8 protein-coding genes are annotated in these 9,731 nt (G+C 70.9%); 5 read left to right on the plus strand and 3 right to left on the minus strand.

The window, feature by feature from the left end; all coding sequences use genetic code 11:
• Both VI078_06480 and VI078_06485 read right to left on the minus strand, forming a co-directional pair.
• The coding region (locus VI078_06480; GenBank protein HEY5998937.1) for a hypothetical protein at positions 1-1,340 on the minus strand (1,340 nt) is incomplete at its 3' end.
• A gap of 141 nt (positions 1,341-1,481) precedes the next feature.
• Positions 1,482-3,362, minus strand: a complete 1,881-nt coding sequence (locus VI078_06485; GenBank protein HEY5998938.1) for a hypothetical protein — start codon at positions 3,360-3,362, stop codon at positions 1,482-1,484.
• A 127-nt stretch (positions 3,363-3,489) separates the two neighbouring features.
• Between VI078_06485 and glyA the strand changes: the two genes are divergently transcribed.
• The 5 genes from glyA to VI078_06510 are packed head-to-tail and all read left to right on the plus strand — an operon-like array spanning position 3,490 to position 9,244.
• The gene (gene glyA, locus VI078_06490) at positions 3,490-4,833 is read left to right on the plus strand and encodes a serine hydroxymethyltransferase (protein HEY5998939.1); all 1,344 of its coding nucleotides are present in this window, start codon (positions 3,490-3,492) and stop codon (positions 4,831-4,833) included.
• Positions 4,823-5,302, plus strand: coding sequence for a dCMP deaminase family protein (locus VI078_06495; protein ID HEY5998940.1), 480 nt, complete (start codon positions 4,823-4,825; stop codon positions 5,300-5,302). The genes glyA and VI078_06495 overlap by 11 nt, the downstream gene beginning before the upstream one ends.
• A gap of 3 nt (positions 5,303-5,305) precedes the next feature.
• Entirely contained in the window at positions 5,306-5,794 is a 489-nt protein-coding gene (gene nrdR / locus VI078_06500; protein ID HEY5998941.1) for a transcriptional regulator NrdR, read from the plus strand.
• The gene (locus VI078_06505; GenBank protein ID HEY5998942.1) at positions 5,791-8,013 is read left to right on the plus strand and encodes an ATP-binding protein; all 2,223 of its coding nucleotides are present in this window, start codon (positions 5,791-5,793) and stop codon (positions 8,011-8,013) included. Before nrdR ends, VI078_06505 begins: the two co-directional genes overlap by 4 nt.
• Positions 8,003-9,244, plus strand: coding sequence for a sigma-54 dependent transcriptional regulator (locus VI078_06510; GenBank protein HEY5998943.1), 1,242 nt, complete (start codon positions 8,003-8,005; stop codon positions 9,242-9,244). The genes VI078_06505 and VI078_06510 overlap by 11 nt, the downstream gene beginning before the upstream one ends.
• 347 nt (positions 9,245-9,591) lie before the next feature.
• On the opposite strand, the gene VI078_06515 is transcribed toward VI078_06510, so the two are convergent.
• Positions 9,592-9,720 (minus strand): 16S rRNA (uracil(1498)-N(3))-methyltransferase, encoded by a 129-nt coding sequence (locus VI078_06515; protein ID HEY5998944.1) that lies wholly within the window; start codon positions 9,718-9,720, stop codon positions 9,592-9,594.
• Positions 9,721-9,731 lie beyond the last annotated feature (11 nt).

Consider the following 9,731-nt stretch of genomic DNA (forward strand, 5'->3'; position numbering starts at 1 on the left):
GCCGGCGCAGGCTCCGCCTTGGGCTGCTCTGCGGCGGGCGCGGGCGCGGCTGCCGCCGGGGCCTCTTCGACAGCGGGCGCGGCAGCCGGGGGCGCGGCGGCGGGAGCAGGCTGCTCCGCGGCCTTCTTCGCGGCCTCCTCGGCCTTCACGGCCTCTTCACGGGCCTTTCTCTCGGCATCTTCCTTCGCCTTCTTCTCGGCCTCTTCCTTGGCCTTCCTGTCGGCCTCTTCCTTGGCCTTCTTCTCGGCCGCGGCCTTGCGCTCGGCCTCCTCGGCCTCCTTCTTCTTCCTGTCGGCTATCTTCTTGTCCAGCGAGGCAACCTTGTCCGCGGCCTGCTCGTTCTTCTTGTCCAGGTCGACGATCTTCTTCCACTCGGCGAGCGCGGCCTCCAAGTCGCCGCCCTTCTCCGCCTCCTGCGCCTTGGCGCGAATCTCGTCGATCTGCTTCTTGAGCGCGGCCGCCTTCTCGCGCTCCTGTGCCTCGCGCTTGGCCTTCTCGACCTCCTCGAGGCCCTTCTTGGCTCGCCTGTTGTCAGGCTGGATCTTGAGCACCTCGTTCCAGGAAGCGGTGGCCTTGTCGAACTCGCCGGCGTCAAGGCTTCTCTCCGCGGCGCCGTTGAGTTCGTCGACCCGCTTGGCCAGGGCCTTGCCCGAGGCGGCGGCCCCCTGCCCGAGGTCGAGGGACAGCCGGTCGACGACCTGCTGGAACATCAGGCGCGCCGTGTCGTCGATCCCCTTGCGCCCCGCGAACGGCGTCTCCTGGCTCGTCTGCTTCACGTTGATGCGCCAGACCCGCTTGACGGGCGTGAAGCTGTCGATGGTGGGATACGCCTTCTCGCGCGCATCCAGAAGGTTGAAGGACGCCGAGACCACGGTGATCGTCGACTTGTCGACCTTGTCCTCGTCGTAGTTCTCGAGGCGTCCGATGAGGATGCATTCAGTGCCGGAGAGCTGGCCGAGCTTGGTGGCGATGAGCGCGCCGTCGACCGGGGCCTTGGGCTTCTTCTTCAGCCCCAGCTCTTCGCCCGCGCGGGTCATAAGGTCCTTGGCCTGGTCTTCCTCGACGATCACGACCTTCTCAAAGCCGCTGCGCAGGTTGAGGATGTCCACGAGCTGGCTGGTGAACGGGGTCTCGACCCCCTTGGCCTTGCCGCCGGGCGCAATGTTCTCGAGCGGCCAGACGAGGACGCTCTTGATCGGCTTGAGCCCCTTGCTCGGGTCCCCGCCCACGTTCGCGTCGTCGAGCAGGTAGGCGTTCATCTGGACCTTGCCGGGGCTGCAGGCAACAAGCGGCAGCAGCGCTGCGACCAGCGCAACGCCCGCGAGAGATCGTCTCAGCATGTAATCCTCCCTTGACTGCAACGCGCGGCGAGCATGATCAGCCGGTCTCGCCGGTTCCCGGCAGGCAGCAACCCCAGCCTTCCGCCCATAAACCCCGCCATTCTAATGTCCAGTCCGCCGCTGTCAAGCGGCAAGCCCGCCTCAGAACTTCCAGCTCAGCTTGAGGTTGAGCTTGCGGTGCTCGTCCGTCAGGTCCGAGTACGTCTTGAGGAACTGGTAGTCGCCGGAGATGTCCATGTTGTCGTTCTTCCAGCCGACCTTGGTCGTGAACTCCAGGTCGTCGTCCTCCTCGGAGCTGCGGTCGTTGTACTTGAACGCCGAGCTGAGCACGAAGTCCTCGTACTTCCAGTCGAGCTTGAGCGCGTAGGAGACGACGACGACCATCTCCTCGGCGTCCCCCTCGGTGTCGTCCGCCTTGCGCTCGAGCTCCCCCTCGAGGCTGAGCCCCTCGAAGAACTCGGTGATCGCGAGGTTCAGCCGCGTGTCCTCGTTGAACCCGACCTCCTCCTCGTAGTTGAGCACCTCGTCCGTCTCGCGCGTGGTCTTGCGCCCGTACTCGTGCGAGATGGTGGTCCTCAGGTATCCGAGGACCAGGCTCTTGAACTCCAGCTTGAACTTCGCGTTGGCGGTGGAGGTGTCCCCCGAGGGGAGGCCCAGGTCGTCCCAGGTCGACTTGTGCGACGACTCGTAGCTCGGCGTGAGCAGCAGCTCCGCCCAGGTGAACTTCAGCACCCGCAGCCTGAGGACGCTCTTGAACTTCGCCTCCCGCGCGTCCAGGATGCCGTCGGTGTAGGACCAGGTCGCGCTCGTGCCCGCCGTCAGGTCCCAGACGTCCCGGAACCTGTTCTTGAGCGTGAACTCGTACTTGCGGTCGTCGTTGGTGTCGATCGAGCGCCCCGTGTCCTCCGCGACCTCGTCCTCGTACTTCAGCTCGCCCTTGCCCCCGATGCGCAGCCAGTTGACCGGCTCGAAGTCGAAGGCCCCGTTCAGGGTGTCCGTGACCTTCGCCGTGTCGTCCTCCCCGGGTATCGACTCCTGCATCTCGGTGTCGCGCTTGGCGGACGCGGCGACCTTGAGGTTGGGGAGCACGTCGTAGCGCACCTCCAGGTCGAACTTGTTCGTCACCTGGTACTCGTAGTCGAGCTTCAGCAGGTCCTGGTCGAACGTGTACTCCCAGGTCAGGTCCCCGCGCAGCCGCGGCGTCAGCTCCAGGGACTTCTGCAGCCGCGTCTTGAGCGACTGCGTGTATTCCTCCTCGGGGAGCCCCGGGACGCCGCGCTTCTCGACCTCCGAGTACGTCTCCTTGAGCTCGTAGGCCGCCTCGAAGTCCACGTCGCTGAGGATCTGGGTCTTGTACGTCCCCTTGAGCGACCACTCGGTGTCCTTGTCGGTCTGCCGCTCCGGGAGCCTGTCCCGCTTCGAGCCGAGCTTCAGCGAGAACTCCAGCAGGACGTCGAAGATGTCGTCGCGCAGCTGCAGCTCCATGGTGCGGTTCGACGTCTCCGTCGTCTCGAGCTCGTAGTCGCGCTGCTCCTGCAGCTTGAACTTGACCTCCGGCCAGTACCCGGGGGTCAGGTCCAGATCGACCACGGCGGTGTTCGAGTTCATCGTCGACGCCGAGGCGTCCTCGAACTCCCGGGTCTTGTTGACGATGGAGGTGTAGGTGAACTTCGCCGAGGACTGCGGGCCGAGCACGCCGAGCTCGAGGCTCGGCGAGGCCTTGGCCGTGGTCGCGACCGCCGTGCCCGCTTTGTCGTCAAGATCGAGGGTGAGGGCGCCGAGGAAGTCCAGGGACGACGTGAGCGTCGTGCCGAGCCGCACCTGGTACTTCTGCTGGAAGCCGGCGATGGCCAGGACGTCGTTGCCCGTGTGCTCCTGCTCGTAGGTGTAGTTCATGTCGATGTTGGTCTGGATGTTCTGCGCGGCGGCGGGAAGGGCCGCCGCCGCCAGCGCGCAGAGGACGCCGCAGCACACCGCGATGCCGCCGCGGCGCCGGACGTTACGTGTTCGACGGTCCGTCAACGTGCCTGGTCCTCCGTTTCCGCGGCGCATCCGCGGCGGGGTGCCCAAAACATCGATTCTCTTATAGGAGCGGACTGTTGCCTGTCAAGATTTTTCTCCCGCGGCCCGCCGTGCGCGCCCCGTGCTGATGCACGGCGGACCGCATTCGTGGTATGGTAACAAGTCCTGCGGAGGCGCCGGGCCGCGCCCCAGGGGAGGGAGACGAACGACGATGAAGCACCTGCGTGCCATCGACCCGGAGATCGCCCGGGCGATCCAGCTGGAGACGCGCCGCCAGAGCGACAAGCTCGAGCTGATCGCGTCCGAGAACTTCGTGAGCGAGGCCGTCCTGGAGGCCCAGGACTCGACGCTGACCAACAAGTACGCCGAGGGGTACCCCGGCCGCCGCTACTACGGCGGCTGCGAGTTCGTGGACGTCGCCGAGCGTCTCGCCATCGACCGCGCCCGCCTGCTCTTCGGCGCGGACCACGCCAACGTGCAGCCGCACTCGGGAACGCAGGCCAACATGCAGGCCTACTTCTCGCTGCTCGAGCCGGGCGACACGATCCTGGGCCTGAACCTCGCGCACGGCGGGCACCTCTCGCACGGCCATCCCGTGAACTTCTCGGGGCGGTACTTCACGACGGCCTTCTACGGCGTGGAGCGCGAAAGCGGCACGATCGACTACGACCGGCTGGCCGCGGTCGCCCGCGAGACCCGGCCGCGCCTCATCGTCGCCGGCGCCAGCGCCTACCCGCGCACCCTGGACTTCGCCCGCTTTGCGGCCGTCGCGGAGGAGGTCGGCGCCCTGCTCATGGCGGACATGGCCCACATCGCCGGCCTCGTGGCCGCCGGCCTGCACCCCTCGCCGGTGCCGCACGCGGCGATCGTCACGAGCACGACGCACAAGACCCTGCGCGGCCCGCGCGGCGGCCTCATCCTCTGCCGCGAGCCCTACGCCCGCGCGGTCGACAAGAACGTCTTCCCGGGCTTCCAGGGCGGGCCGCTGATGCACGTCGTCGCGGCCAAGGCCGTCGCGTTCCACGAGGCGCTCCAGCCCGCCTTCCGCGACTACCAGGCCCAGATCCTCGCCAATGCCCGGGCGCTCGCCGGCGAACTCGTCCGGCTCGGCTTCCAGCTGGTCTCGGGGGGCACCGACACGCACCTGATGCTCCTGGACCTCGCGCCGCTGGGCATCACCGGCAAGGACGCCGAGACCTGGCTCGACGAGGCCGGCATCACCGTCAACAAGAACGCCATCCCCTACGACCCGCAGCCGCCGGCGGTGACCAGCGGCATCCGCATCGGCACGCCCGCGCTGACGACCCGCGGGATGCGCGAGCCGCAGATGCGCGCGATCGCGGGCATGATCCACCGCATCCTCGACGCCCGCGGCGAGGCCGCGGTCGTGCGCGAGGTGCACGCGGCGGTCGCGGAGCTCACGGCAGGCTTCCCGCTCTACGCCGAGCGGCTCGCCTCCTATGCCGACTGAGCCGCCCGCCCCGCCCCGCCGTCCCGCCTGGGACGAGTACTTCATGGAGATCACCCGGCTGGTGGCGACCCGCTCCACCTGCCTGCGCCGCCGGGTGGGCGCCGTGCTCGTGCGCGAGAAGCGCATCCTCTCGACCGGCTACAACGGCGCGCCGCGCGGCCTGCGCCACTGCCTGGAGATCGGCTGCCTGCGCGAGCAGCGCGGCGTGCCCTCCGGGGAGCGCCACGAGCTGTGCCGCGCGCTGCACGCCGAGCAGAACGCGATCATCCAGGCCGCGCTCCACGGCGTGAGCGTCGACGGCGCCACGCTGTACTGCACCGCGCAGCCCTGCGTCATCTGCTCGAAGATGCTCATCAACTCCGGGATCCGCTCGGTGGTCTTCGCCGAGGGGTACCCCGACGAGCTCTCGCGCGAGTTGCTCGAGGAGGCGGGCGTGGCGCTCCACCGCGGCGGCGCGCCGGAGGAGTAGCCCGTGCGCTGCCCGTTCTGCTCGCACCTGGAGGACCGGGTCGTCGACTCGCGCACGGGCAAGAACGGCGAGATCATCCGCCGCCGCCGCGCCTGCCTCAAGTGCCAGCGCCGCTTCACCACGTACGAGCGGGTGGAGGAGGTGCTGCCGACGGTCGTCAAGAAGGACGGGCGCCGCGAGCCCTTCGACCGCCAGAAGATCCTCGCCGGCATCCAGAAGGCCTGCCAGAAACGCCCGGTGAGCGCCGCGGCGATCGAGGCCATCGTCCAGGAGATCGAGAACGAGCTGCTCGAGCTGGGCGAGAAGGAGATCCCCGGGGCCTGGATCGGCCAGCGCGTCATGGTGCGCCTGCAGGCGCTCGACGACGTGGCCTACGTGCGTTTCGCCTCCGTCTACCGGCAGTTCAAGGACATCTCCGAGTTCATGGACGAGCTCAAGGGCCTGCTCGACCACAAGGCGCCGCCCGCGCCGCCGCCGCGCCCCGCCCGATGAGCCTGCGCCTGCGCCGCAATCTGCTCTGGGCGGCGGCGATCGCCGCCCTGATCACGGCGCTGACGACGCTCGAGCTCTGGCTCCAGGGCACCCCCGCGGGGGTGCCGCTGGCGACCGGTGTCGCCATCTTCGCGCTCCTCAACCTCAACATCATCCTGCTCATGGCCCTGGCGATCCTGGTCTTCCGCAACCTGACCAAGCTCTACTTCGAGCGCCGGCAGCGCGTCGCCGGCGCCCACCTGCGCACGCGGCTGGTCGTGGCCTTCAGCGCGCTGGCCAGCCTGCCGGCGCTCGTGCTCTTCCTCGTCTCGCTCAAGCTCGTCACCTCCAGCGTGCAGGGCTGGTTCGACGCCAGCGTCGAGGACGCCCTGCGCCTGGCCGCCACCAGCGCCGCGGACACGCCGCGCACCACGGAGCGCGCGGCGCTGGCGCAGGCCCAGCGTCTGGCCGAGGACATCGTGCGCCTCGACCTCGCCGGGCCGGGGCGCCGCGAGATCCGCGCGCGCCACCTGCGGGGCCGGCTCCAGGAGCTCGAGCTGGCCGCGGCGGCCTACTACGACGGCCCCGGGCCGCCCGAGCAGTTCTTCGCCTCCAGTGCCAGGCCGGTGCCGGCGCTGCCGCCGGAGCGCCTGCTCGACGCCTGGAACGGGCGCAGCGGCCTGGCGCTTTCCACGACGAGCGCGGGCGCCGCGATCCAGGCCTACTGGCCCGTGCGCGCCGCCGGCCAGCCGGTGCGCGCGGTGGTCGCCGCCACGCTCGTGATCCCGGCGGACCTCGGCGCCCGCCTCTCGCGGGCGGCGGCGACCTTCGAGAGCTACCGCCAGACGCGCCTCTTCAGCGGCCCGATCCGCCTGAGCTACACTCTCTGGCTGGCGACGATCGCGCTCGTCATCGTCTTCTCCGCGACCTGGTTCGCCTTCTACCTCTCGCGGGTGATCACGACACCCATCCAGCAGCTGGCCGAGGGCACGCGGCGGGTGGCCGGCGGCGACCTGGACTTCGCGATCGCCGTCGAGGCCCAGGACGAGATCGGCATGCTCGTCGACTCCTTCAACAGCATGACCCGCGACCTGCGCACGGGCAAGGCGCAGCTCGAGCAGGCCTACCGCGATCTGCAGCGCTTCACGGTGGAGCTCGAGCGCCGGCGCAACCTCATCGAGACGATCCTCGAGGCGATCGCCACCGGCGTGATCGCCGTCGACCCCCGCGGCGCGGTCGCGGCCTGCAACCGCGCCGCGCAGGAACTGCTCGGCCTGGCGCCCGACGCCGTCGGCCGCCCGCTCGAGCAGATCCTCGGCGACCCCTCCCTGCGGCCGCTGCGGGACGCGATCGACGCCCCGCGGGCGGCCGCGGACGCCGCCGGCGAGGGCCGCGTCGTGCTCTCGACGGGCGGGCTCGTGCGCACCCTCTTCGTGACCGTCGTGCCGCTGCGCGACCCGCGCTTCGCCGACCTCGGGCGGCTCGTCGTCGTCGACGACCTCACGCAGCTGGTGCGCGCGCAGCGGATCGCCGCGTGGCGCGAGGCGGCGCGCCGCATCGCGCACGAGATCAAGAACCCCCTGACGCCGATCCGGCTCTCGATCGAGCGGGCGCGCAAGAAGCTCCTCGACGGGGCGCCCGACCGTGAGCAGGTCTTCCTCGAGGCCGCGGCCACGGTCATCTCCGAGGTCGAGGCCATGAAGCGGCTCGTCGACGAGTTCTCCCGCTTCGCGCGGCTGCCCGCGCCGCGGCCGGAGCCGGTGGACCTGCGCGAGGTGGTCGACGGCGCGGTCGACCTCTACCGCCCCGGGCACCGGGAGGTCGAGTTCGTCACCCGGCACCACCCCCAGCCGCTCGTGATCGACGGGGACGCCGAGCAGCTGCGCCGCGTCTTCATCAACCTGCTGGAGAACGCCCTCGACGCGCTCGACGGGCCGGGGACGATCGAGATCGCGACCGCGCCCGGCGAGGACGGCCGCACGGCGCGCGTGCGGGTCGCCGACACGGGGCGCGGCCTGCCGCCCGGGGACCGCGACCGCGTCTTCCTGCCCTACATCACCACCAAGAAGGAAGGCGGCGGCCTCGGGCTGGCCATCGTCGGCGACATCGTCGCGAGCCACGGCGGCACGGTGCGCGCCGAGGACAACCCGCCCCGCGGGACCGCGTTCGTGCTGGAGTTCCCCCTGCGACGCGAGGCCGCGGCCCCGCACCCGGGGCTGGAGGTCGGCCGTGCCGGCTGAGACGATCCTCGTCGTCGACGACGAGCGGGGCATCCTCGCGGCGCTCAAGGGCGTCCTCGAGGACGAGGGCTTCCGCCCCGTCCTCGTGGAGAACGGCGAGGCGGCGCTGCAGCGCCTGCGCGAGCAGCCGATCGACCTGGTGCTCCTCGACATCTGGCTCCCCGGGCGCGACGGCGTGGCGATCCTGCGCGAGATCGTGCGGGAGTGGCCGGAGGTGCCGGTCGTGATGATGTCGGGGCATGGCACGATCGAGACCGCGGTGCGCACGACCAAGCTTGGCGCCTACGATTTCATCGAGAAGCCCCTCTCGCTCGAGCGCACGCTGCTGGTGCTGCGCCACGCGCTCGAGGAGCGGCGCCTCGCCCGCGAGAACAGCGAGCTGCTGCGCCGCGCCGCCGGCGCCGTCGAGATCGTCGGCGAGGACCCGGCCGTCGTCGAGCTGCGCCGCCGCATCGCGCTCGCGGCCGCGGGTGCCGGCCGCGTGCTCGTCACCGGCGAGCACGGCACCGGCAAGGAGCTCGTCGCCCGCGCGATCCACCTGCAGTCCGAGCGGCGGCTGCGGCCGTTCGTCGCGGTCAACTGCGCCGCCCTGCCCGAGGAGCTGGTCGAGAGCGAGCTCTTCGGCCACGAGCGCGGCGCCTTCACCGGCGCGACCGACCGGCGGCGCGGCAAATTCGAGCAGGCCGACGGCGGGACGCTCTTCTTCGACGAGATCGGCGACATGGGCCCGCGCACGCAGGGGGCGTTGCTGCGCGTGCTCGAGCGCCAGAGCTTCGAGCGTGTCGGCGGCAGCGCGGCGGTGGAGGTCGACGTGCGCGTGATCGCCGCGACGAATCGGCGCCTCGAGGAACTGGTCGCCGCCGGCGCCTTCCGCGAGGACCTCTACTACCGCCTCGCGGTGCTCGCGCTCCACGTGCCGCCGCTGCGCGAGCGCCCCGGGGACATCCCCCTGCTCGCCGCGCACTTCCTCGCCGAGTTCTGCGCGAGCGCCGGCCACCGCCGGCAGCGTTTCGCCCCCGACGCCCTCGCGGCGCTGGCCGCCCACGCCTGGCCGGGGAACGTGCGGGAGCTGCGCAACTGCGTCGAGCGGCTCGTGATCATGGTGCAGGAGGAGACGATCAGCGCCGCGGACCTCGCGCTGCCCGCGTTGCGGCCGTCGCCGCCGCCGGACCCGCGGCCGTCCGAGCCCGCGCGCGGCCCGGGTCTGCTGCGCCCGACACAGGAATCCTAGGCCGTCCACCGCAGCGGCGCGTCGGTCGCCTGCTCACCAGTAGCCGTGCCGGGCCACGGCACCGGCTTCAGCGAGGCGGCTGGCCCGCTTCCGCAGGGAGATAGAGTGGAGCGGCCGTGAAGCCGGCGAACGGGCCGAGGGCGGTCCCGCAGGGACGCGGGCTGTTGTTTGAGCCCGCAGGGCGAGTTACAGCACGCGAGCCCCCGGCCCATTCGCGGGTAGGCCGCGGAGACCCACGACCGAGGGAGCGGGCCCGCCGCCTCGCGCACTGGCCCGAGGCCAAACGGGGCGCGACGGAAGCGAACAGGCGCCGCCGGGCCGGGGCCCGACGCGGAAACGGACGGGTATCAGCCGCGCAGGCGCTCGGCGACGAGGCCCAGCAGCGCGATGCAGGCGGTGTCCGTGCGCAGCGTGCGCGGGCCGATGCCGACGACCGCGAAACCGTGCCGCTGCAGCAGCTCCAGCTCGAAGGGCACCCAGCCGCCCT

The organism is bacterium (genome assembly GCA_036524115.1).
Taxonomy (GTDB): Bacteria; JAUVQV01; JAUVQV01; order JAUVQV01; family DATDCY01; genus DATDCY01.

Bases quoted from the DNA above. Each gene is read 5' to 3' on its own strand.
- glyA (HEY5998939.1), top strand. From the start codon at position 3,490: ATGCACGGCGGACCGCATTCGTGGTATGGTAACAAGTCCTGCGGAGGC.
- VI078_06495 (HEY5998940.1), top strand. From the start codon at position 4,823: ATGCCGACTGAGCCGCCCGCCCCGCCCCGCCGTCCCGCCTGGGACGAG.
- VI078_06505 (HEY5998942.1), top strand. From the start codon at position 5,791: ATGAGCCTGCGCCTGCGCCGCAATCTGCTCTGGGCGGCGGCGATCGCC.